Below are 23242 nucleotides of genomic sequence, written 5' to 3'. Positions count from 1 at the left end.
CCGGTGAACCGAAACCGACTCAGACCGCCGCCGGGTGCAGGACGCTGCGCAGGCAGGCGTCCTGCTTCTTCTGGAAGATCTCGTAGCCGCGCACGCCCTCCTCCAGCGACATCGGGTGGGTGGCCAGGTAGCCGGGGTCGATCTCGCCGGCGGCGAGGCGGTCCAGCAGCATCGGGATGTAGCGCTGGGCGTGCATCTGCCCCATCCGCAGCACGAGGGCCTTGTTCATCGCCGCGCCGAGGGGGAACTTGTCGACCAGCCCGCCGTAGACGCCGACGATGCTCACCGTGCCGCCCTTGCGGCAGGCCATGATCGCCTGGCGGACGGAGGTGGGCCGGTCGGTGCTCAGCCGGGCGCTCTGCTTGGCCTTGTCGTAGGCGTACGCCGGGCCGACGTCGTGCGCCTCCATGCCGACCGCCTCGATGCAGGCGTCCGGGCCCCGGCCGGCGGTCATCTCCCGCAGCGCCTCCAGCACGTCGGTCTCGGCGTAGTTGATCGTCTCCACCCCGAGCCGGTCGGCGGCCGTGGCGAGCCGCTCCGGCAGCCGGTCGATGACGATGACCCGCCCGGCGCCGAGCAACTGGGCGGCGCGGGCGGCCATCTGGCCCACCCCGCCGGCGCCCCAGACCGCCACCACCTCGCCGCCGGCGAGATTGCAGAAGTCGGCCGCCATCCAGCCGGTGGGCAGGGCGTCGGAGGCGAAGACCACGGCGTCGTCGGGCACCCCGTCGGGGACCTTGAACGCGCCGATGTCACCGAACGGCACCCGGATGTACTCGGCGTGGCTGCCGGCGTAGCCGCCGGCGGCGTGCGAGTAGCCGAGGATGCCGGCCGGCGAGTGGCCCCACAGCTTCTCCGGCACCACCGGCTGCGGGTTGGAGTTGTCGCAGAGCGAGAACTGCTCGGTGCGGCAGTACCAGCAGCCGCCGCAGGCCACCACCGAGCCGACCACCACCCGGTCGCCGACGCGCAGCCGGCGCACGCCCGGCCCGGTCTCCACCACCTCGCCCATGAACTCGTGGCCGAGGATGTCGCCCTCCCGCATGGCCGGCAGGAAGCCGTTGATCAGGTGCAGGTCGGAGCCGCAGACGCTGCTGGCCCGGACCTTGACGATGATGTCCCCCTCGGCGCGGACGCGTGGCTCGGGCACGTCCCGGACCGCCAGCTTGCCGACCCCTTCCCAGCACAGCGCCCTCACGCCCGTCCTCCCGTCGTCAGCCGCTCGCGGACCTGGTCGGTCGCCGCCTCCTGCGCGGCGCTGCGCCCGGAGGGGTCGTGCCGGGTGTCGATCACCTGGCCGGCCTCGATCAGCGACTTGATCCGCCGCAGCGCGTCGCGCAGCGCCAGGTCGGGTTCGTCGCCCCGGGCCAGGCCCAGCAGCCGGCCCAGCGGGCCGCCGGCGCGGTAGCGCAGCTCGGCCCGAATCTCGGTGCCCCGGTCCTGCGGCGCGGGGGTCAGGTCCACGTGACCCTGCTGCGGCACCGGGCCGTCGGTGACCCGCCAGCTGAGCCGGCCCGGACCGTCGACGGCGATCTCGGCCCGCCACTCGGTGCCACCACCGGCGGGGTCGCGGGCGACGCAGTGCCACCGGTTCTCGTCGAGCTGTTCGAGGGTGGCCCACTCGGCCAGGGCCCGGTCCAGCCGTTCCCGGTCGGTCCAGAAGCCGATGACGGCGTCCATCGGCCGGTCCACGGTGATCCCCCGGCGCACCACGTACCAGCCGCCCTGCCGGTCCGGCTGGTGCCGGCGGCGCCGCCGGGCCACCAGCCGGCCGACCCCGACGGCGGTCGCCGTGGTGGCCCCGAGCAGCGCCCACCTCGTTCCGTTGCTGGTCATCACGTCTCCTCCGCCCGAGCGCCCGGTGGCGCCCGCATCCCGGTGCGCTACCCGACCTGAACGCGTCGAAACGCCCCGTTTGATCCGTCGGGTTCCGGGCATGCCGTCCGGAACACCTTTTCCGGGAGGCAGCGTTGCCCTTCGACGCGAGCGAGTACGGCCGGCACATTCCCGCGGACGTCTACGACCTGGCGTTCGCCCACCTCTGTCCCGACGCGGCCGTGGACCGCCTGGCGGCGCTCGCCGACGGCGGCCCGGTCTGCGAGTTCGGCATCGGCACCGGCCGGCTGGCCCTGCCGCTGCGCGACCGGGGGCTCACCGTCGCCGGCATCGAGGGGTCGGCGGAGATGGCGGCCCGGCTGCGGGCCAAGCCGGGCGGCGAGCGGATCGAGGTGTCCATCGGCGACTTCACCCGTACCCGGGTTCCCGGCCAGTTCGCCCTGGTGCTGCTCGCGTTCAACACGATCTTCGCGCTGCCCGACCAGGACGCCCAGGTCGCCTGCTTCCGCAACGCCGCCGCGCACCTGCGGCCCGGCGGCCGGTTCGTGGTGGAGGCGTGGGTGCCCGACCCGGGCGCGTTCCGGGGCGGCACGGCGCTGCGCCCGGTGCACGTCGCGCAGGACGCGGTGCTGCTGGAGGCGGCCCGGTTGCACCCGGCCGAGCAGCGGATGATCACCACCAAGATCCGACTCGGCAACGACGGGGTGCGGCTGTTGCCCGCCAACCACCGCTACGCCTGGCCGGCCGAGCTCGACCTGATGGCCCGACTGGCGGGGATGAGCCGGGAACACCGGTGGGTCGACTGGTCCGGCGGCCCGTTCACCGACGACAGCCGGGAGCACGTGTCCGTGTACCGGTGCCCGGAGTCGGCGTGAGGGCCCCGGTCCGGCGCCGGCCGGTCCCCAGCGCGACGGTGGCCGCCGCCGAGCCGTCGGCCGGTGCCGCCGGTCCGGTCCCGCCCCACCCGGCGGACCCGCCGGCGGTCCGCGCGCCGCAGCGCGGCGTCCGCCCCGATCGGCTCCCCGTCGAGTACGTCCTGCCGCTGCGCTGGTCCGACGACGCCGGCCTGGCCGAGCTGACCGGGTACCTGCGGTCGATCGCCGCACTGGTCGACGTGACCGTGGTGGACGGCTCCCCGCCGGAGGTCTTCGCCCGGCACGCCGCCGCGTGGCGCGGCATCCTCCGGCACGTCACCCCCGACCCGGCGGTACGCGGAGTCAACGGCAAGGTCCGCGGCGTGCTCACCGGCGTCGCGATGGCCCGGCACGAGCACGTGGTGATCGCCGACGACGACGTCCGGTACGACGAGCCGGGGCTGCGCGCCGTGCACCGGCTGCTCGACACCGCCGACCTGGTCCGGCCGCAGAACTACTTCGACCCGCTGCCCTGGCACGCCTGGTGGGACTCCGGTCGGACCCTGCTCAACCGGGCGCTCGGCGCCGACTACCCGGGCACCCTGGCGGTGCGCCGGAGCACCTTCCACGCCATGGGGGGCTACGACCCGGACGTGCTCTTCGAGAACCTGGAGCTGATCCGCACGGTGCGGGCGTACGGCGGGACCGAGGCGGCGCCGGCCGGGCTCTACGTACGCCGGCTGCCACCGACCGCGGCGCACTTCCGGGGCCAGCGGGTCCGCCAGGCGTACGACGACCTGGCCCAGCCGGTGCGGCTGCTGACCTCGCTGGCGGTGCTGCCCGGCGTGCTGGTCGCGCTGGCCGCTCGACGGCCCGGTGCGCTGCTCGTGGCGGGCGCCGCGACGGTCGCCCTGGCCGAGCGGGGCCGACGGCGGGCCGGTGGCGCCGCGGTCTTCCCGCCGAGCACCGCGCTGGCCGCCCCGCTGTGGCTGCTGGAACGCGGCACCTGTGCCTGGCTCGCCCTGGCCCGGCGGGTCCTGCGCGGCGGCGTCCGCTACGCCGATGGCCGGGTACGCCGCGCCGCCCACTTCGAACACACCCTCCGCCGCCGCCTCACCGCGCGCTGATCCCCGGCGCCCGCGCGGACACGCGGAGCGGGTTCGGACGTCACAAAGCTCGCGGCCACGCCCCGGCGGAAGCCGGGAGTGGCCGCGAGCTGCGGTGTACGACGTAGGTGCCCCGGGTCAGTACCGCACCTGTTCGCGGGACTGCTGCGCCTGGTCCTTGACGTCCTGGGCGGCCGACCTGCTGTCGTCCTTGACGGCGTGGACGGCGTCCTGGGCGGTGGACTTCACCGACTCGGTGGCCCGCTGCGCGGGCTCGCGCAGTTCCTCCTTGACCTCGCTGGCGACCTCGCCCAGCTTCTCCTTCACCACCCCGCTGTGCTCGGTGGCCTTCTCCTTGACCTGGGCGGCCAGCTCCTGCTCCCGGCGGGTGGCCGGGATCAGCGAGGACACCAGCATGCCGACGCCGAAGGCGATCAGGCCGGCGGCCACCGGGTTGCCCTCGGACTTCTGCCGGATCACCTGCGGCGCCCGCTGCGCGGCGTCACCGACCGTCGAGGCGGCCGAGTGGGCCTTGTCGCCGACGGTCGAGGCGGCGGAGTGGGCCTTGTCGCTGACGGTGGAGGCCGCCGAGGAGGTACGGTCGCCGACCGAGTGGGCGGCGTGGCCGGTGCTGTGGCCGAGGTCGGATGCGCTACCCATAACCTTTTCCCTCACATTCTGCAGCGCGCTGCGTACCCGCTGCTTACGGTCGTCGACGATGCGGCCCGGGCTGACCTTGTACGCCAGCGCGTCCACGTCGGAGCTCAGGCTGCTGCGGGTCGCCTCGATCTCCCGGCGGATCTGGTCGGGATCGGTGCTCATCGGGTGACTCCCTCCGGGTGGGGCTTCAGCGCGTCGGGGATGCGCTGCACGCTGTCGTTGGTCTGCTTGAGGCCGCGAACACGCTCGGCGTTCTTCTTTGCCATGGAGTAGAGGACGGCGGCGATGACCGCCCAGATCGCGGCGACGATCAGCGCGGCCAGGCCCGAATCCATCACGTTGTCCAGGGCCTGCCACAGCGCGATGGAGAGGAACAGCGCCACCATGTAGCCGCCGAAGCCGGCGCCGCCGAAGAGACCGGCGGCCTTGCCCGCCTTCTTCCCCTCCTGGCGGATCTCGGCCTTGGCCAGCTCCACCTCCTGCCGCATCAGGGTGGACAGGTCGGTGGTGACCTGACGCATCAGCTCACCGAGGGAGCTGCCCCTGACCTCGTCCGCGGTGTGCGGCGCACCCGCGGGGTGGTAATCGGAGTCCAGTCCGGACCCCTGCGTCGGCATGCTCATGCCGCCGCCTCCCTTCGGATGACTCGTACGCTCACGGACGCGGGGTGCCGGTGCCGCTGGACGGCACGCCCGGCAGCGGGTCGGTCTGGGTCACCGGGGGCAGCGGCTGACCGGTGCCGCCCGCCGGGTCGGCGTAGCTGGTGGTGCCGCCGTTGTCCGGGTAGGCCGTGCCGGAGTAGCCCGGGGTCGGGTCGAGGTAGCCGCCGTTCGGCACCGCGCGCTGCACGGGCGGCGTCGGGATGACCGCGGTACGGTCCGGGTCGGCGTAGCCGCCGCCGTACAGGCCGTGGCTGCCGGTCTGGTCGTCGCCGGCGGAGGTGATGCCCTTGGTCAGCCGGCCGGCGAGCACGCCCAGCAGGGCCGCCCCGACCAGGAAGGTGCCCGGGTTGCGGCGGGCGTAGGTCTTGACCTCGTTGAGCAGGTCGCCGGGCTCGCGCTCCTCCAGCCAGCCGGCCACGCCGTGCACCCGGTCGGCCGCCTGGTGGGCCAGCTCGGTCACCGGGCCGCCCGCGCCGCCGTTCTGCGCCATCGAGCGCATCTCGTCGGCCAGCGAACGGAGCCCGCCGGCCGCCAGGCGCTGCTGCGCGCCGGTCTGGCTGGCGAGCTGGTTGCGGGCCTCGCCGTAGAGGTTGCGGGCCTGCCGCCTGGTCTCGTCGACCACCTCGCGACCCTGCTCCTTGGCGGTCTGCGCGACCGCGCCACCCGCGTTGGCGGCCTCGGCGCCGACCTGGCGGGCCTGGTCGCGGACGCCACCGCCGTTGCTCTGCTCGCTCTGGTAGGTGGAGGACGAGGATGAGAGATCGTAAGTCATGGTTTTCCTTCCGCTCGGCACTCGTGCGGCTCTGCGCTCGGGGGATCGCCGACCGTCACATCGGCGCAAACTTTGACTACCCCCGGTCGTCGGGTCCATGCCTGATTCGCCATTTCTCTACGGTCCGTGTCCTGGTGGTCACAGAATGGAGGATCGTCCGGCTGCGACCGGCAGCTGCTGCGTGGAGGTGACATCGATGGCACGAGACGTGCGCGGGCGTGGCACGGCCGGGCCGAAACCCCGGGTCCAGCTGGTCGCGCTCGTGGTGGCCGTGGTCTTCCTGCTGCTCGGGGTGCTGGGCTTCGTCCCGGGCGTCACCACCGGGTACGACGACCTGACCTTCGCCGGGCATCACTCGCTCGCGAAGCTGCTCGGTCTGTTCCAGGTGTCGATCCTGCACAACCTGCTGCACCTGCTCTTCGGGCTGGCCGGGCTGGTGCTGGCCCGCCGGGTCGGCGGCGCCCGGCTGTTCCTGGTCGGCGGGGGTGCCGCCTACCTGGGCCTCTGGATGTACGGCTTCCTGCTCGACCGGGACGCCGCCGCCAACTTCCTCCCGCTCAACGGCGCCGACAACTGGCTGCACCTGGGGCTCGGCTTCGGCATGCTCGTCCTCGGGCTGCTGCTCTCCAACGACGCGGGCACGGGCGGGCGGCTGGACAAGCCGATCGACCGCCCCTGAGGCACGCCGCCCGGAGCGCCCGGCGTGTCCGAGTTTGATCCTTGCCGGAACCGGGCACCGAAGCGTCAGGCACAGGACGAGGAGGTCACGATGCCGCGGTGGATCAGGAACAACGCGCTGAGCATCACCATGCTGGGCGCCTTCTTCGTCTTCCTGTCGCTGCAGAGCGTCTTCGGGTGGCAGACCCACAACGAGGAGCTGGCCGAGTACGGGGCCCAGCCGATCAGCTGGCTGGCGTACCTGGGCACGGGGCACTTCGCCGAGTCCGTTTTCGAGAACTGGGAGTCGGAGTTCCTCCAGATGGGCGGCTACGTGCTGCTCACCGCGTACCTGGTGCAGCGGGGGTCGGCCGAGTCGAAGCCGGAGGGCCAGACCGACCGCCCGGAGGACGACGAGCGCCGGGCCGGGCCGGACTCACCCTGGCCCGCCCGGGTCGGCGGCCTGCCGCTGTTGATCTACCGCAACAGCCTCTCGCTGGCCCTGCTGCTGATCTTCGCCGGCTCGTTCGTCGGCCACCTGCTCGGCGGCGTGGCCCAGTACAACGAGGAGCAGGCACTGCAGAGCGGTGCCGCCCCGATCAGCGCCTGGCAGTTCCTCGGCACCAGCGACTTCTGGTTCCAGTCCATGCAGAACTGGCAGAGCGAGTTCCTGGCCGTCGGCGCGCTGATCCTGCTCAGCATCGTCCTGCGCCAGCACGCGTCGCCGGAGTCGAAGCCGGTCACCGTGGAGCACGCCCAGACCGGCGCCTGACCCACCCTCAGGCGGCGACCGGCAGGCGCTTGGCGAAGCAGACGCTGTACGGGTTGTCGACGTACTCGCCGTAGACCGGGATCGGCTCGTACTCGCACGAGGTGTAGAGCCCGATCGCGGCCGGCAGGTACACCCCGGTCTCCAGGCAGACCACCGAGTGACCGCGCTGGAAGGCCAACTCCTCCAGCGCGGTCAGCAGCTGCCGGGCGATACCCCCGCCCCGGTACGCGGGACGGACGTACATCCGCTTGAGTTCCCCGGTGGTGGCGTCCAGCGACTGGATCCCGCCGCAGGCCACCGCCCGGCCGTCGACGACCACCGCGAGGTAGCGGATGTCGTCGTGCGTGACGGTGGCCTGCCCGTCCAGTCCGCCGTCGGCCTCGCGCAGCTCACGCTGCTGGGCGACGACGAGGGCGTCGATCTCCGGGTCGGTGGAAGGACGGGACTCGATCAGCATCCGACCACGCTATGCCGGGTCGATTTCACCGAGGTTTCCGGCGAACGACCCGGACCCGGACATGACCGAGCTAGTCGAGGTCGTCGTCGTCCAGGTCGTCCAGGTCGTCGGAGAGGTCCGCGTCCAGTCCGCCGGCCGCCAGCTCGTCGGCGGGGCGCTGCCGGCGCGCCTTACGGGCGGCCAGCCGCTCCGCGGCCGAGGCCCGGGTCGACTTCTCCTCCAGCCGCACGTCCGTGCCCCGGTTGCCGGGCACGAAGTCGACGCCGGCGTAGAGGGTGGGCTGCCAGTCGAACTCCCGCTCGCCGATGCGCACCAGGTCGCCCGGCTTGGCGCCGACCTTGGCGAGCTTCTCCTCGACGCCGAGGCGGGCGAGCCGGTCGGCGAGGAAGCCGATCGCCTCGTCGTTGTCGAAGTTCGTCTGCCGGACCCAGCGTTCGGGCCGGACACCGCGCACCGTGAAGGAGCCGTCCTCCTCCACGTCGATGGTGAAGCCGGCGTCGTCGACCGCCTTCGGGCGGATGACGATGCGGGTCGGCTCGGCCGGCGGAGCCGCCTGGCGGCTCTGCTCGACCACCTCGGCCATCGCGAACATCAGCTCCTTGAGCCCCTCGCGGGTGGCCGTGGAGACCTCGAACACCCGGAAGCCGCGCGCCTCCAGGTCCGGCCGGACGATCTCGGCGAGATCCCGCCCGTCCGGTACGTCGATCTTGTTGAGGGCGACCAGCCGCGGCCGGTCGGTGAGGCCGCCGTACTGGGTGAGCTCGGCCTCGATGGCGTCGATGTCGGCCAGCGGGTCGCGGCCCGGCTCCAGCGTCGCGGTGTCGACCACGTGCACCAGCACGGCGCAGCGCTCGACGTGGCGGAGGAACTCCAGCCCCAGCCCCCGGCCGGTGGCCGCGCCCGGGATCAGGCCCGGCACGTCGGCGACGGTGAAGGTGTGGTTGTCGACCCGGACCACGCCCAGGTTGGGCACCAGCGTGGTGAACGGGTAGTCGGCGATCTTCGGCTTGGCGGCGGAGATCACCGCGATCAGCGACGACTTGCCGGCGGACGGGAAGCCCACCAGGCCGACGTCGGCGACGCTCTTGAGCTCCAGCACCACGTCGAGCCGGTCGCCCGGCTCGCCCAGCTCGGCGAAGCCGGGAGCCTTGCGCCGGGCGTTGGCCAGCGACGCGTTGCCGCGACCGCCGCGACCGCCCCGCGCCGCCTCGAAGGTGGTGCCCACGCCGACCAGGTCGGCCAGCACCTCGCCGTCGAGGGTCTGCACCACGGTGCCGTTCGGCACCTTGATCACCAGGTCGTGGCCGTTGGCGCCGTCGCGGTTCGATCCGGCCCCGCCCTTGCCGTTCTCGGCCTTCAGGTGCGGGCGGAAGTGGAAGTCGAGCAGCGTGGTCACCTGCGGGTCGACCACCAGCGACACGCTGCCGCCGTGCCCGCCGTTGCCCCCGTCCGGGCCGCCGAACGGCTTGAACTTCTCCCGGTGGATCGAGGCACAGCCGTGCCCGCCGTCGCCGGCCTGCATGTGCAGGACGACCCGGTCAACGAACGTCGTCACGACGCCAATCCTTCCAGCGGGGTACGCCCCCGCGTGCGAAAAGACGAAGCGGGCCGGGACCCGAGGTCCACGGCCCGCAACGCCTGCGTATTACTGCTGCGGCACGATGCTGACGGTCTTGCGACCACGCTTGGTGCCGAACTGGACCGCACCGGCGGACAGCGCGAAGAGCGTGTCGTCTCCGCCGCGGCCGACCAGGTCACCGGGGTGGAACTTGGTGCCACGCTGACGGATGAGGATCTCACCCGCGCTGACAACCTGACCACCGAAGCGCTTCACGCCGAGTCGCTGGGCCGCGGAGTCACGACCGTTACGCGAGCTGGACGCACCCTTTTTGTGAGCCATTGGAGGACGACCTACTTCCCGCTGGAGATGCCGGTCACCTTGACCTGGGTCAGCGGCTGGCGGTGACCCTGGCGCTTGTGGTAGCCGGTCTTGTTCTTGAACTTGTGGATCCGGATCTTCGGGCCCTTGGTGTGCGCGGCGATCTCGCCGGACACTGCGACCGAGGCAAGCTTCGCCGCGTCGGTCACCAGGTCGTCACCGTCGACGAGGAGCACCGCGGTGAGCTTCACCGCGTCGCCGGGGGCACCGGCGAGCTTCTCGACCTCGATCACGTCGCCCTCGGCGACCTTGTACTGCTTGCCGCCGGTCTTGACGATCGCGTACATCGGAGGCGGACTCCCTGTCGTTGAGGCTGCTGGCTGGTCGTTCCCACGGCGACTCGCCGGGTAGCAGTGACACCGGCGGCGCGGGCACGCGGGAACTCGGCACACCAAAGTGCGCCGCAGGCAAGCGTACGCCATGGACCGGGTGACACCCAAACCGGGCCCGCCGGTCAGCGCCCGCAGAGCTGGTCGAGGCGCTGCTGGAGGCGGTCGAGCTCGGTCTCGTCGATCGACTCGACGTCGGCGCCGAGCGTGCCGATCTCGGTGGCCAGGTCGGTGAGCAGGGTCTTCAACTGCGGGTCGGTGGCCCGGGCGGACTGCTCCTGCAGCGCCGACCGCCAGCTGGTCAGCGCCGACTCCGCCCGCTTCCGGGCGGTCTCCGCCCCGGTGCTGTCGTTCGCGCCGACCGCGGCGATCATCTTGCCCAGTTCCTCGACGTACGTCCGCACGGCCGCGGAGGAGGCCTGCTCGGCGGCGGCGCAGACCTGGGGCCCGTTGCCTCCCGCCGGGGCGACGCTGACCGGGGCGGACGGCAGCACGGTCGAGCTGGTCGAGGGGCCGGCGGACGGGCCGGTGGTGGCCGGGGCGGCCTCGTCGGACCGGTCGCCGGAGCAGCCGGAGCCGGTCAGCAGGACGGCGGTCACCAGGGTGGCGGCGAGCAGGCGGCGCATTGTCTTCTCCTAGCCGGGGGTGACCGATCGTAGCCGGGGCCGGAGTACGCGACAGGGCCCCTCCCGCCGGCACTGTCGCCGCCGAGAGGGGCCCCGCGAAACGTCGGGCTGGTCAGCCCGTCACGGCCGGGTCCGCCGACGGGGACCGCCGCGGCGGGACCGGCGCCGGCCGGTGCCGCCCTCGCCGCTCTCCTCCTCGGTGTCGCCCAGCGCGTCCGGGTCGTCCGCCCCGGCCAGCCGGGCCGACACGCCCTCCAGGCTGTCGGCGACCGCCGGCGCGGCCGCCGTCTCCGCCTCGTACCGGGACAGGTCGTAGCCCATCGTGTCGTGGTACTCGGCCTCCGCCTCGGCCACCCGGTCCACGTCGGCGGCCTCGGTGGTCTCCACCACGGTGCGCTCCGGCGCGGCGGCGGCCTTGCGCGAGCGCCGCCGCGACGACCCGCCGGTCGGCTCCGTGTCCGGGGCGGCGGCCACCGAGGAGGCGACCGCCTTGACCTTCTCCCCCGCGCCGGCGCCGGCACGCGGCTTCTCCGGCACCGGCTCGGTGTGGATGATCAGGCCGCGGCCCTTGCAGCACTCGCAGGTCTCGCTGAACGCCTCCAGCAGGCCCGCGCCGATCCGCTTGCGGGTCATCTGCACCAGGCCGAGCGAGGTGATCTCGGTGACCTGGTGCTTGGTCCGGTCCCGGCCCAGGCACTCGGTCAGCCGGCGCAGCACCAGCTCGCGGTTCGACTCCAGCACCATGTCGATGAAGTCGATCACCACGATGCCGCCGATGTCGCGCAGCCGGAGCTGGCGCACGATCTCCTCGGCCGCCTCCAGGTTGTTGCGGGTGACCGTCTCCTCCAGGTTGCCCCCGGAGCCGGTGTACTTGCCGGTGTTGACGTCGATGACGGTCATCGCCTCGGTGCGGTCGATGACCAGCGACCCGCCGGAGGGGAGGAAGACCTTCCGGTCCAGCCCCTTGATGATCTGCTCGTCGATCCGGTACTCGGCGAAGATGTCGGTGGTGCCGACGTGCCGGCGCAGCCGGGCGACCAGGTCGGGCGAGACGTGCGACAGGTACGACTCGACCATCTCGTACGACTGCTCGCCCTCGATGACCAGGTCGCGGAAGTCCTCGTTGAACAGGTCCCGGACGACCCGGATGACCAGGTCCGGCTCCTCGTAGAGCAGCACCGGGGCGCCACCCTCGGCAGCCTTGGCCTGGATGTCCTCCCACTGGGCCTGGAGCCGCTTGACGTCGCGGGCCAGCTCGTCCTCGCTCGCCCCCTCGGCGGCGGTCCGGACGATCACGCCGGCGCCGTCCGGCACCAGCTTCTTGAGCACGTCCCGCAGCCGCTTGCGCTCGGTGTCCGGCAGCTTGCGGCTGATGCCGGAGGCGTTGCCGTTCGGCACGTAGACCAGGTGCCGGCCGGAGAGCGCGATGTGGCTGGTCAGCCGGGCGCCCTTGTGCCCCATCGGATCCTTGGTCACCTGCACCAGCACCGAGTCGCCGGAGCGCAGCGCCTGCTCGATCGAGCGGGCCCGCCCCTCCAGGCCGGTGGTGTCCCAGTTGACCTCGCCGGCGTACAGCACGGCGTTGCGGCCGCGCCCGATGTCGACGAACGCCGCCTCCATGCTGGGCAGGACGTTCTGCACCTTGCCGAGGTAGACGTTGCCGGCCATGGTGCCGGAGGAGTTGCGGGTGACGTAGTGCTCGACCAGCACGCCGTCCTCCAGGACCGCGATCTGGGTGCGGTCGCCGCGCTGGCGTACCGCCATCACCCGGTCGACCGCCTCCCGGCGGGCCAGGAACTCCGACTCGCTGAGGATCGGCGGCCGGGTCCGGCGCTGCTCGCGGCCGTCCCGACGGCGCTGGCGCTTGGCCTCCAGCCGGGTCGAGCCGGAGACGCCCTGCACCTCGTCGACGGCCTTGCGCGGCTCACGGATCTTGACCACGGTGGGCACGCCGTCCTCGGCGACCCCCTCGACGTCCCCGGCGCCCCGGCGGCGACGACGGCGCCGGCGGCGGGTCAGCCCGTCGCCCTCGCCTTCCTCTTCCTCGGGCTCCTCGGCCTCGCCGCCCTCGGCCTCGGCCTCGGCCTCGGCGGCCTCCTCGGCCTCCTCCTCGTCGCTGTCCTCGGCGCCGCCCTTGCCGCGACCGCGGCCCCGGCGACCACGACGACGGCGCCGGCGGGCCGCCGCGCTCTCGTCCTCGTCCTCGTCCTCGGTCTCGACGGCCTCCTCGGCCTCGCCGGTGGGCTCCTCCTCGACCTCGAGCACCTCGACCGGCTCGACCTCGCGGCGACCGCGGCGACGCCGGCGACCGGTCTCGGCCGGCTCCTCGACGGCCTCCTCGGCCGCCGCCGGGCCGGGCTCGACCACGCGGACGGCCGGCAGCTCCTCGGGCAGCGGGGCCATGAACAGCACGGTGGGCGCGGATAGCGCGGCCCGCCGACGACGGGTACGCGGCTCCCGCGCGGCCTCCGCCGGCTCGCCGCCGGGCACCGCGACACCGGGCGGGACCTCGCCGGCCCGACTCTCGGCGCCGGAGACGGCGACGGCCGGCTCGGGGGCACCCGGCCGGGCCTCCTCGGTGGCGGCCTCGGCGGCCTCGGCCTCGTCGACCGCGGTGGGCTCGGTGGGCGCCGCCGCCTCGACGGCGGGCTCCTCCTCCTCGACCGGCTCGACCACCGGCGCGGCGGCCTCCACGGCCGGCGCGGCGGGGATCTCGGCGGCCGGCTCGGCGGCCGCCGGGGCGGCGGCCTTCTTGCGCCGGGTACGGGTGACCTTCACCGGCGGGACGACCTCCGCCGCGTGCTCTTCGGCGCCGGTGGCCACCTCCGGCTCCTCGGCGGCCTTGGCGGGCGTCGCCTTGCGCCGGCGACGGGTGGTCTTGGGCGGGGTGTCCAGTTCACCGGCGATCGGGGCCAGCACCTCGCCCTGGTGCGCCTCGTCGGTGGCGGAGGCGGCGGCCGCCGACGCCTCGGCGGGCGCCTCGACCTGCTCCGGCTGGTTCAGCGGGGCCGCCTTGCGCCGGGTGGTGCGCCGGCGCTTCGGCGCGCCCTCGGCGGCGCTGTCGGTGGCGGCACCCTCGGCGCTGGTGCTGTCGGTGGCGTCGGCGGTCTGCCCGGCCGGCTGTGCGCCGGTCCGTTCGCCGCCCTCGGGCTCGTTCTCGAGCATGGACGTTCTCCAGTTCTGGCCGCCCCGGGCGCGGGTGAGCGCTGCCACGCAGGGTTGCCGCAAAAGTGTTTCCGCCGGGCGCGCGAGGTGCGCGACCGCCGAAGTCTGCCTGCCTAGAGCACCGACCGTCGGTCAGTGCTCACCGATGGTTGCCCCGTCGCGGTCCGCGTCCAACGGATCCACGATCGCACCCTGCGCGGTCAGCGTGCCCTGCGCCAGCCGGATCACCCTCGGCGATACCGGCGGCACCAGGTCGGCCACCACGCGGAGGCCGGAAAGGACGTCATCGGGCCGTACGGACGGGGTGACCTGCCGCACGACCAGTTCGAGTATCGCACACGAGGAGTCCGGTACCCCGGAAGGCGTCTCCGCGGGCGGCACCACATCGATACGCATGACGGCGGCCCGGGCGTCGAAGGTGCGCCGGCCCTGCTTGGTCATCCGCTCGACCTGGATCTCGTCGGCGGCGGTGAAGGCGGCGACGGCCGCCTCCAGTACGGCCGGCTCGACCTCGGGCAGCTCGATGCGCCAGTGCGAGGCCTCGATCCGGTCGGCCAGGCTGCCGCTCGCGGCGATCACCGCGTCGAGCACGTCCAGCCCCGGCGAGAGCGCGGCGTCCAGCGCGGCGCGCAGCTGCTCCGGGTCGACCGGCTCACGCAGGCCGATCTCGAGGTACTCCGCCTCGCTGGCGACACCGGTGGGGGCCGCGCTGGCGTAGGAGATCTTGGGGTGCGGGGTGAAGCCCTGGGAGAAGGCGATCGGGACGCCGGCCCGGCGCAGTGCGCGCTCGAAGGCCCGGGCGAAGTCCCGGTGCGAGGTGAACCGGAGCGGGCCGCGCTTGGCGTACCGGATCCGGATGCGCTGGACGACCGGCGCCTGCCCGCCCTCCGGCTGTGGTTTCCTACTGATCGTCGTGCTCCTCGTGTCAGGACCGGCCGGTCATGAAGGTGCCACGGATGCCGGTGACAATAACTTCATGATCGCCGGGGCGGGGCGGGTGGCGCGCCCACGCGCCGCGCACCCGCCCCGAGAACGGTCACTGCTGGGCGCCGGTGGGGACCTTCAGGCCGTTGACCGGGGTGAGCGGGAGCAGCTTGCGGCCGGTGGGGCCGATCTGGATCTCGGTGTCCATCGACGGGCAGACGCCGCAGTCGAAGCACGGGGTCCAGCGGCAGTCGTCCTGCTCGTACTCGGACAGCGAGTCCTGCCAGTCCTGCCAGAGCCAGTCCTTGTCCAGGCCCGAGTCGAGGTGGTCCCAGGGCAGGACCTCCAGCTCGTCGCGCTCCCGGGTGGTGTACCAGTCGAGATCCACGCCGAAGGCCGGCAGCGCCTCGGCGGCGGCGTCCACCCAACGCTGGTACGAGAAGTGCTCGCTCCAGCCGTCGAACCGGCCGCCGTTCTCCCAGACCTTGCGGATCACCGCGCCGACCCGGCGGTCACCGCGGCTGAGCAGGCCCTCGATCAGCGACGGCTCGCCGTCGTGGTAGCGGTAGCCGATCGCCCGGCCCAGCGAGCGATCCGAGTTGATCGCCTGCTTGAGGATCTTGAGTCGGTGGTCGATGACCTCCGGGCGCTCCATCGGGGCCCACTGGAACGGGGTGTGCGGCTTCGGCACGAAGCCGCCGATGGAGACGGTGCAGCGGATGTCCTTGGAACCGGTGGCGGCCCGGCCGGCCTTGATGACCTCGTGCGCCATGTCGGCGATCTCAAGGACGTCGTCGTCGGTCTCGGTGGGCAGGCCGCACATGAAGTACAGCTTCACCTGCCGCCAGCCGTTGGTGTACGCGGTGACGACGGTGCGGATCAGGTCTTCCTTCGACACCATCTTGTTGATGACCTTGCGGATCCGCTCCGACCCGCCCTCCGGGGCGAAGGTCAGGCCCGTACGCCGGCCGTTGCGGGACAGCTCCTGGGCCAGGTCGATGTTGAACGCGTCCACCCGGGTCGACGGCAGCGACAGGGACACGTTGGTGCCCTCGTACTGCTGGGCGAGGCCGGAGCACATGTCGCCGATCTCGGAGTGGTCGGCGGAGGAGAGCGACAGCAGGCCCACCTCGTGGAAGCCGGAGAACTCCAGGCCGTCGCGGACCATCTGGCCGACGGTGGTGATCGAGCGCTCCCGCACCGGGCGGGTGATCATGCCGGCCTGGCAGAACCGGCAGCCCCGGGTGCAACCCCGGAAGATCTCCACCGCGTACCGCTCGTGCACGGTCTCGGCGAGCGGCACGAGGGGCTTCTTCGGGTACGGCCAGGCGTCCAGGTCCATCGTCGTACGCTTGTGCACCCGGAACGGCACGTCCGCCCGGTTCGGCACGACCCGCTGGATCCGGCCGTCGGGCAGGTAGTCCACGTCGTAGAAGCGCGGCACGTAGACGCTCTCGGTGCGGGCCAGCCGCAGCAGCAGCTCGTCGCGGCCGCCCGGGGAGCCCTCGGCCTTCCACTGCCGGACGATCGTGGTGATCTCCAGGACCGCTTCCTCGCCGTCGCCCAGCACGGCGGCGTCGACGAAGTCGGCGATCGGCTCCGGGTTGAACGCGGCGTGCCCGCCGGCCAGGATCACCGGGTCGGCGTCGGTGCGGTCGGCGGCGAGCAGCGGGATGCCGGCCAGGTCGATCGCGGTGAGCAGGTTGGTGTAGCCCAGCTCGGTGGAGAACGAGACGCCGAACACGTCGAAGTCGCGCACCGAGCGGTGCGCGTCGACCGTGAACTGCGGCACGCCGTGGGCGCGCATCAGCTTCTCCAGGTCCGGCCAGACCGCGTAGGTGCGCTCGGCGAGCACGTCGGGCAGCTCGTTGAGCACCTCGTAGAGGATCTGCACGCCCTGGTTGGGCAGGCCGACCTCGTACGCGTCGGGATACATCAGCGCCCAGCGCACGGTGGCCGCGTCCCAGTCCTTGACCACCGCGCCCAACTCGCCACCGACGTACTGGATGGGCTTGGTCACCTGGGGCAGCAGCGGCTCCAGCTGGGGCCAGACGGAATTGGCCGCGGCGGGGCGCGGCGTCGTGGACGGGGCACTCATGATGCCCAAGGGTACGCGCCCGTCGGCCGCCCACCGCGCCGCACCGTCCACCACCCCCACAAAAGCGCACTCCCCACCCCGCCCACTCGAACACCCCCCGCCATCCCGTCCGCCACCACGGCCCGATCCCCATGATCCAGTCGCATTCTCCGAGATGACACGCCGCCCCGAGACTCGGAAAATGCGACCCGATCTTGAAGCCCGCCGCTACCCCGCCGGAGCGCCCGGCTCGATTTGACCCGTTACGGCACCCTCACCCGGCGTCGCCCGAGGGCGACCGACGGTGGACGAGTTCGTCGCTGGTGGCATGCCGGTACTAACCTCGCAACCGGCGCGAGAGGAGATTGCCGCGATGCCGCAGCCGCAGCCGGGGGCGGACCGGCCGGCCGACGGGAGCCCCCCGGTCACCGACGTCGGCCGGGAGCCGGCCGTCGCCGAGGAGCCGACCCCCTCGCCCGTACCCGCCGACGCCGGGCCCCGCACGGGCCCGGAGGGCACCCGCGAGCTGCCCGCCGACCCGGCCACCGCCCCGGGCGACCCGGAGCGGACGGCGGCCGAGCCGGCCACCACGTCCCCGGACGACCCGGAGCGGACGGCGGCCGAGCCGGCCACCACGTCCCCGGACGAGCCCACCGCGCCGACCTCACCCGCCCCACCCGCCGAGGGCCGGGCGACCGACGGGGCGGACTCGGCCCCGGTCGAGGCCGCCCCGACAGACGATGCACCTCCATCCACCCGGATCGACACCGCAGCGCCCGCCGGGGTCGACGCCCGCGCGCCCGGCGCAGCGGAGCCCACCCGGGTCGACACCGGCGCGCCCGAGGCCCCGCACCCCACCCGAGCCGACGCCGGTCAGCCGACCGCCACCCCGCACCCCACCCGGGTCGACACTCGCGCTCCCGCCACCCCGGAGCCCACCCGGGTCGACACCACTGCGCCCGCCACCCCCGAGCCGACCCGGGTCGAGCCGGAGCCGCCCGCGCCGCGCTGGACCGGTTCCGCGGCGGTCCCGCCCCCGCCGCCGCGCCGCCGCGGCTGGGGCGAGTCGGCGGAGCCCACGCCCGTCCCGCCCACCCCGGTCGAGCTGCCCGAACACCGCACCCCGGTGGACCCGTGGGCGGGCGCGGACACCGGCTCCTGGGAGCTGGAGCACCACCACCTCCCCGTGCTCCCGCCGACCCTGCCCTACCCCGCGCCGCCGGTCACCCGGCCCTACGAGGCAGCGCCCCCGGCCACCCGGCCCTACGAGGCCGCGCCGCCGCCGTCCCACCCGTATCCGCCGCCCGCCGCGCACCCGGTGTCGCCGCCGCCGGTCGCCCCGCCCCGGCCGGCACCGCCGCCCCCTCCCGCGCCGCCGAAGCAGCGCCGGGGTCGCCGGCCGAAGGCGGTCACCCCGCCACCGGGGTGGGAGGCGCCCCGCGGGTACGTCCCGGTGCCGGTCCGGCGTCGCCGGCGCTGGCCCTGGGTGCTGCTGCTGAGCCTGGTCTGCTGCTGCGGCTGCCCGGCCTGGTTCGGCAAGCCGATGTGGGAGCAGTACCCGGCCGACGCCGCGCTCCCCGGCCAGGTGGCCGACCTGACGCTGCGGCAGGACGCCGGCAGCCAGGCCACCGCCAAGCGGCTCAAGGCCGAGGTACGCGCGGCGAACCTGCTCTCCGAGGATGTCTTCGCCGGGGTCTACGGCACCGGCGACGGCAAGCGGATCACCGTGTTCGGCGGCACCGGCTTCCGGTTCAACCCGGAGTCCGACGCGGACGACGAGATGACCCGGCTCGCCGAGACCTACCGGCTCGACGCCCCGCAGGCGGTCGAGACCGGTGTGCGCGGCCGGTACGAGCGGTGCGCCACCGGCCGGTCGGACGGCACCGACGTGGTGGTCTGCACCTCGGCCGACTACGGCAGCATCACCACCGCGGTCTTCACCCGGCTCTCCGTCGACGACAGCGCCCGCCTGCTGGACACCCTGCGGGAACAGATCGTCACGCCGGCGCCGGCGCAGCCCTGAGATTCGCCGAGGAACTGGCACCAGCCGAGCAGCGCCCGCGCAGGCGCCTCGGCGTCAGACGGCGCCGGGCTCCCCCGCCAGCGGCGGGTGGGCGCGCGGCGGGGCGTAGCGCGGCACGTACTCCTGGCCGGTGAGCTTCTGGATCTCGGCCATCAGCTCGTCGGTCATCGCCCGCAGCGAGGTCCGGTCGTCGGACCGGCCGGTGAAGTCCAGCGGCTTGCCGAACCGTACGGTGATCTTCGCGCGGCCGGGCCGGGGCACCCGGGCGCCGATCGGCTGGGCCTTGTCCGTGCCGATCATGCCGACCGGGATGATCGGCACGCCGGCCGCCACCGCCAGCCGGACCGTGCCGGTACGCCCCCGGTAGAGCCGCCCGTCGGGGGAGCGGGTCCCCTCCGGATAGACCGCGACCAGGTCGCCACCCTGCAAGGCGGGGATGGCGGCGTCGAACGCCGTCAGCGCCGCCCGGCCGCCGGCCCGCTCGACCGGGATGGCGCCCAGGCCGGTGAGCACGAACTTGGAGAAGGCGCCCTTGGGCCCGGTGCCCTTGAAGTACTCCGACTTGGCCCAGAAGGCCAGGTGCCGCGGGACCACGGTGCCGAGGAAGAGCTCGTCGGCGACCGAGAGGTGGTTGCCCGCGAAGATCGCACCACCGGTTTCCGGGATGTGCTCCAACCCCTCCACGGTCGGACGGAAGGCCAGCCGGAGCGCGGGCGCCACGGTGAGCTTGCCGATGGTGTAGAGCAGGGGCACTGGTCCTCCGGCGGTCGTACGTGAACAGGCGGTGTCACGGTAGCGGACGGGTCCACGGGATCCCACCCGGGTGGCGGGCCGGCCGGCTGGTGAGCGGGCGTGTCGGGGCTCGGACGGAGCCGGTGGCGGCGGCCCGGCGGAACACCGCCGGACCGCCGCCGCCGCACTACCTCATACCCGGCGGACGGCCACCGTCACCCGCTCGCCCTCGCCGACCTCGCCGGCGAAGCCGTCGACGCCCTCGGCGAAGTCGACCGTGTCGGCCAGCACCTCCCGGGCCACGAAGTCGGTGTACGCCGACACCGCCGCGCGCACCTCCTCGGAGGCCGACACCGACACCACGATCCGGTCCGAGACGTCCAGGTCGGCGTCCCGGCGGGCCTGCTGCACGACCCGGACCACGTCCCGGGCCAGGCCCTCGGCGGCCAACTCCGGGGTGACCTCGGTGTCCAGCACGACCACGCCCTCGCCGCCGGGCAGCGGCGCGGAATGCTCGGCGTCGGCGGCGACCAGCCGCAGCTCGTACTCGCCCTCGGCCAGGGTGACGCCGGCGGCGACCGGGGAGCCGTCGACCAGCTCCCACTCCCCCGCCTTGACCGCCTTGATCACCTGCTGCACCGCCTTGCCGACCCGGGGGCCGAGCGCGCGCGGCACCACCGTCAGCACCTGCTGGCAGTATGCGGACACCTCGTCGGAGAAGACGACCTCCTTCACGTTGACCTCGTCGGCGACCAGGTCGGCGAAGGGCCGCAGCTGCTCCGCGACCGGGGAGGCCACGGTCAGCTTCGACAGCGGCAGCCGCACCCGCAGGCCCTTGGCCTTGCGCAGCGACAGCGCCGCCGAGGCGACCGCGCGCACGTTGTCCATCGCGGACACCAGCTCGTGGTCGGTCGGGAACTCCTGCGCCGACGGCCAGTCGGTCAGGTGCACCGACCGCTCGCCGGTGAGGCCGCGCCAGATCTCCTCGGCGGTCAGCGGCGCCAGCGGCGCCACCACCCGGCAGAGCGTCTCCAGCACCGTCCACAGGGTGTCGAACGCGTCGGCGTCGCCCGACCAGAACCGGTCCCGGGAACGACGCACGTACCAGTTGGTCAGCGCGTCGAGGTAGGACCGGACGGTGGCGCAGGCGCCGGAGATGTCGTACGCCTCCATCTGTCCCTGGACCGTCTCGACCAGCTCGTTCGTCTTCGCCAGCACGTACCGGTCGAGCAGGTGGGTGGAATCCACCCGCCGCTTCGCCGTGTAGCCGTCGGCGTTGGCGTAGAGCGAGAAGAAGTACCAGACGTTCCACAGCGGCAGCAGCACCTGCCGGACGGCGTCCCGGATGCCCGCCTCGGTGACCGCCATGTCACCGCCGCGCAGCACCGGCGAGGACATCAGCATCCAGCGCATCGCGTCCGAGCCGTACGCGTCGAAGACGTGGTAGACGTCCGGGTAGTTGCGCAGGCTCTTGGACATCTTGCGCCCGTCCGAGCCGAGCAGGATGCCGTGGCTGAGGCAGTTGCGGAACGCCGGCCGGTCGAACAGCGCGGTGGCCAGCACGTGCATGGTGTAGAACCAGCCGCGGGTCTGCCCGATGTACTCGACGATGAAGTCGCCCGGGTAGTGGTGCTCGAACCAGTCCGCGTTCTCGAACGGGTAGTGCACCTGGGCGAACGGCATCGAGCCGGACTCGAACCAGCAGTCCAGCACCTCCGGCACCCGGCGCATCATGGACTTGCCGGTCGGGTCGTCCGGGTTCGGGCGGACCAGCTCGTCCACCGCCGGCCGGTGCAGGTCGGTCAGGCGTACGCCGAAGTCCCGCTCGATGTCGGCCAGCGAGCCGTACACGTCCAACCGCGGGTAGTTCGGGTCGTCGGACTTCCACGCCGGGATCGGCGAGCCCCAGAACCGGTTCCGGCTGATCGACCAGTCGCGGGCGTTGGCCAGCCATTTGCCGAACGAGCCGTCCTTGATGTGCCCCGGCGTCCAGTTGATCTGCTGGTTGAGCTCGACCATCCGGTCCTTGAACGTGGTCACCGCGACGAACCACGACGACACCGCCTTGTAGACCAGCGGGGTGTCGCAGCGCCAGCAGTGCGGGTACGAGTGGGTGTAGGTGTCCTGCTTGAGCACCACCCCCCGCTCCTTGAGTTCGCGGATCACCGGCTTGTTGACGTCGAAGACCTGCTCACCCTGGTACGGCGGCACCAGCGCGGTGAACCGGGTGTGGTCGTCCACGGTGACGACGGTCGGGATGCCGGCGGCGTTGCAGACGTTCTGGTCGTCCTCACCGAAGGCGGGGGCCAGGTGGACGATCCCGGTGCCGTCCTCGGTGGTGACGAAGTCCGCCCCGAGCACCTGGTACGCGTTCTCCCCGGCCTGCTCGACCAGGAAGTCGTAGAGCGGGACGTACCGGCGCCCGACCAGGTCCCGGCCGTGGACCGTGCCGACCTGCTGGTAGCCCTCCAGCTCCTTGGCGTACGCGGCCAGCCGCGCGGCGCCCACGACGTAGCGGTCCCCGTCGCGCTCCAGCACCGCGTACTCGATGTCCGGGCCGACGGCGAGCGCCAGGTTGGACGGCAGGGTCCACGGCGTGGTTGTCCAGACACCGAGCCGGACCGGCCCACGCACCAGCTCGGGGGCCGACTCGTCCGGGGTCAGCCCGAACCAGACCGAGAGGGTCGGGTCGTGCCGGTCCCGGTAGACGTCGTCCATCCGGGTCTCGGTGTTCGACAGCGGCGTCTCGCAGCGCCAGCAGTACGCCAGCACCCGGAAACCCTCGTAGACCAGACCCTTGTCGTGCAGGGTCTTGAAGGCCCACATGACGCTTTCCATGTAGTCCAGGTCGAGGGTCTTGTAGTCGTTGGCGAAGTCGACCCAGCGGGCCTGCCGGGTGACGTACCGCTCCCAGTCCTGGGTGAACTCCAGCACCGAGGTACGGCAGGCCTCGTTGAACCGGGCCACGCCGAGGTCGAGGATCTCCGCCTTGCTGGTGATGCCGAGCTGCTTCTCGGCCACCACCTCGGCGGGCAGGCCGTGGCAGTCCCAGCCGAAGCGCCGCTCGACGTGCCGGCCGCGCATGGTCTGGTAGCGCGGCACCACGTCCTTGACGTACCCGGTGAACAGGTGGCCGTAGTGCGGCAGGCCGTTGGCGAACGGCGGGCCGTCGTAGAAGACGTACTCGTTCTTGCCGTCGGTACCGGCCGGGCGGGCCTCGACGGACGCCTCGAAGGTCTTGTCGGCCGTCCAGTGCTCCAGGACCCGGCGCTCGACCGCGGGCAGGTCCGGGCTCGCCGGGACACCGGCGGCGGTCGGGTCGTGCATCGGATAGGCCATCGGGGGTCGCTCTCCTCGCGCAGCTCACTCATCTGTGGTCTGCGAGGACGAGCCTTCCGGGTACGCCTCGACGGCGTGCCCGAGCAGCCCGCGGTACCACCCCGCTTGGCGGTCGAGGTGCGACCGCCCGCTCGTTGGCCGGCTGTGACGGGCCGGACCCGTCCGGTTCTACTGGGCCGGTCACCCGGCTGTTCTTCCGGAGGCTCGCCGGTGATGGCCGGGTCATCGCCTTACGGTCGCCAAGCCTACTCGATCGGCGTCGAAGATCGCCCCCGAGTAATCCCACCCGTCCCGGCCCGCGGCGACATGACC

20 protein-coding genes are annotated in these 23242 nt (G+C 73.1%); 5 read left to right on the top strand and 15 right to left on the bottom strand.

The window, feature by feature from the left end; translation table 11 throughout:
• Window positions 1–19: 19 nt before the first annotated feature.
• A complete protein-coding gene (locus GA0074696_RS09560; protein ID WP_088960757.1) occupies window positions 20–1198 on the bottom strand; it encodes a zinc-dependent alcohol dehydrogenase in 1179 nt (392 codons plus the stop codon).
• Window positions 1195–1836, bottom strand: coding sequence for an SRPBCC family protein (locus tag GA0074696_RS09555; protein WP_088960756.1), 642 nt, complete (start codon window positions 1834–1836; stop codon window positions 1195–1197). The genes GA0074696_RS09560 and GA0074696_RS09555 overlap by 4 nt, the downstream gene beginning before the upstream one ends.
• A 134-nt stretch (window positions 1837–1970) precedes the next feature.
• Here GA0074696_RS09555 and GA0074696_RS09550 point away from each other — a divergent pair, with 134 nt between their 5' ends.
• Entirely contained in the window at window positions 1971–2711 is a 741-nt protein-coding gene (locus tag GA0074696_RS09550) for a class I SAM-dependent DNA methyltransferase (protein ID WP_088960755.1), read from the top strand.
• Window positions 2708–3817 carry a glycosyltransferase gene (locus GA0074696_RS09545; protein ID WP_231925313.1) on the top strand — a complete coding sequence of 370 codons (1110 nt, stop codon included), beginning with the start codon at window positions 2708–2710 and terminating at the stop codon, window positions 3815–3817. Before GA0074696_RS09550 ends, GA0074696_RS09545 begins: the two co-directional genes overlap by 4 nt.
• A gap of 117 nt (window positions 3818–3934) precedes the next feature.
• Here GA0074696_RS09545 and GA0074696_RS09540 read toward each other — a convergent pair whose 3' ends face one another.
• From GA0074696_RS09540 to GA0074696_RS09530, 3 genes are read right to left on the bottom strand one after another with little or no spacing between them, the layout of a single operon-like run.
• Window positions 3935–4618, bottom strand: coding sequence for a DUF3618 domain-containing protein (locus tag GA0074696_RS09540; RefSeq protein WP_088960754.1), 684 nt, complete (start codon window positions 4616–4618; stop codon window positions 3935–3937).
• The gene (locus tag GA0074696_RS09535) at window positions 4615–5079 is read right to left on the bottom strand and encodes a phage holin family protein (RefSeq protein WP_088960753.1); all 465 of its coding nucleotides are present in this window, start codon (window positions 5077–5079) and stop codon (window positions 4615–4617) included. The genes GA0074696_RS09540 and GA0074696_RS09535 overlap by 4 nt, the downstream gene beginning before the upstream one ends.
• A 31-nt stretch (window positions 5080–5110) precedes the next feature.
• Window positions 5111–5890, bottom strand: a complete 780-nt coding sequence (locus tag GA0074696_RS09530; RefSeq protein ID WP_088960752.1) for a hypothetical protein — start codon at window positions 5888–5890, stop codon at window positions 5111–5113.
• 196 nt (window positions 5891–6086) lie between these two features.
• On the opposite strand from GA0074696_RS09530, the gene GA0074696_RS09525 reads away from it, so the two are divergent.
• On the top strand, window positions 6087–6569 hold the full coding sequence (locus GA0074696_RS09525) for a DUF4383 domain-containing protein (protein WP_088960751.1): 483 nt from the start codon (window positions 6087–6089) through the stop codon (window positions 6567–6569).
• Between the two features lie 90 nt (window positions 6570–6659).
• Complete coding sequence (locus GA0074696_RS09520; RefSeq protein WP_088960750.1) at window positions 6660–7319, top strand: DUF6766 family protein; 660 nt, start codon at window positions 6660–6662, stop codon at window positions 7317–7319.
• Window positions 7320–7326: 7 nt separating this feature from the next.
• On the opposite strand, the gene GA0074696_RS09515 is transcribed toward GA0074696_RS09520, so the two are convergent.
• From GA0074696_RS09515 to GA0074696_RS09480, 8 genes are all read right to left on the bottom strand, one after another.
• The gene (locus GA0074696_RS09515) at window positions 7327–7776 is read right to left on the bottom strand and encodes a GNAT family N-acetyltransferase (RefSeq protein ID WP_088960749.1); all 450 of its coding nucleotides are present in this window, start codon (window positions 7774–7776) and stop codon (window positions 7327–7329) included.
• 70 nt (window positions 7777–7846) lie between these two features.
• Entirely contained in the window at window positions 7847–9331 is a 1485-nt protein-coding gene (gene obgE, locus GA0074696_RS09510; protein ID WP_088960748.1) for a GTPase ObgE, read from the bottom strand.
• A gap of 90 nt (window positions 9332–9421) precedes the next feature.
• Entirely contained in the window at window positions 9422–9676 is a 255-nt protein-coding gene (gene rpmA, locus GA0074696_RS09505; protein ID WP_088960747.1) for a 50S ribosomal protein L27, read from the bottom strand.
• Window positions 9677–9687: 11 nt separating this feature from the next.
• Window positions 9688–10002: a 50S ribosomal protein L21 gene (rplU, locus tag GA0074696_RS09500; RefSeq protein ID WP_088960746.1), complete on the bottom strand. Its 315-nt coding sequence runs from the start codon at window positions 10000–10002 to the stop codon at window positions 9688–9690.
• A gap of 167 nt (window positions 10003–10169) precedes the next feature.
• Complete coding sequence (locus tag GA0074696_RS09495) at window positions 10170–10670, bottom strand: hypothetical protein (protein WP_088960745.1); 501 nt, start codon at window positions 10668–10670, stop codon at window positions 10170–10172.
• Window positions 10671–10790: 120 nt separating this feature from the next.
• Window positions 10791–13835, bottom strand: a complete 3045-nt coding sequence (locus GA0074696_RS09490) for an Rne/Rng family ribonuclease (protein WP_088960744.1) — start codon at window positions 13833–13835, stop codon at window positions 10791–10793.
• A 132-nt stretch (window positions 13836–13967) separates the two neighbouring features.
• Window positions 13968–14687 (bottom strand): TIGR03936 family radical SAM-associated protein, encoded by a 720-nt coding sequence (locus tag GA0074696_RS09485; RefSeq protein WP_088960743.1) that lies wholly within the window; start codon window positions 14685–14687, stop codon window positions 13968–13970.
• A 184-nt stretch (window positions 14688–14871) separates the two neighbouring features.
• The gene (locus GA0074696_RS09480; RefSeq protein ID WP_088964463.1) at window positions 14872–16857 is read right to left on the bottom strand and encodes a TIGR03960 family B12-binding radical SAM protein; all 1986 of its coding nucleotides are present in this window, start codon (window positions 16855–16857) and stop codon (window positions 14872–14874) included.
• A gap of 352 nt (window positions 16858–17209) precedes the next feature.
• On the opposite strand from GA0074696_RS09480, the gene GA0074696_RS31710 reads away from it, so the two are divergent.
• A complete protein-coding gene (locus tag GA0074696_RS31710; RefSeq protein WP_088960742.1) occupies window positions 17210–18859 on the top strand; it encodes a hypothetical protein in 1650 nt (549 codons plus the stop codon).
• A 54-nt stretch (window positions 18860–18913) separates the two neighbouring features.
• On the opposite strand, the gene GA0074696_RS09470 is transcribed toward GA0074696_RS31710, so the two are convergent.
• Complete coding sequence (locus GA0074696_RS09470) at window positions 18914–19612, bottom strand: lysophospholipid acyltransferase family protein (protein ID WP_088960741.1); 699 nt, start codon at window positions 19610–19612, stop codon at window positions 18914–18916.
• Window positions 19613–19783: 171 nt separating this feature from the next.
• Entirely contained in the window at window positions 19784–22930 is a 3147-nt protein-coding gene (gene ileS / locus GA0074696_RS09465; protein WP_088960740.1) for an isoleucine--tRNA ligase, read from the bottom strand.
• Window positions 22931–23242 lie beyond the last annotated feature (312 nt).

Source organism: Micromonospora purpureochromogenes (assembly GCF_900091515.1).
GTDB lineage: Bacteria > Actinomycetota > Actinomycetes > Mycobacteriales > Micromonosporaceae > Micromonospora > Micromonospora purpureochromogenes.
The sequence above is the reverse complement of the archived record's forward strand: the minus strand, read 5'-3'. Positions and strand labels throughout refer to the sequence as shown.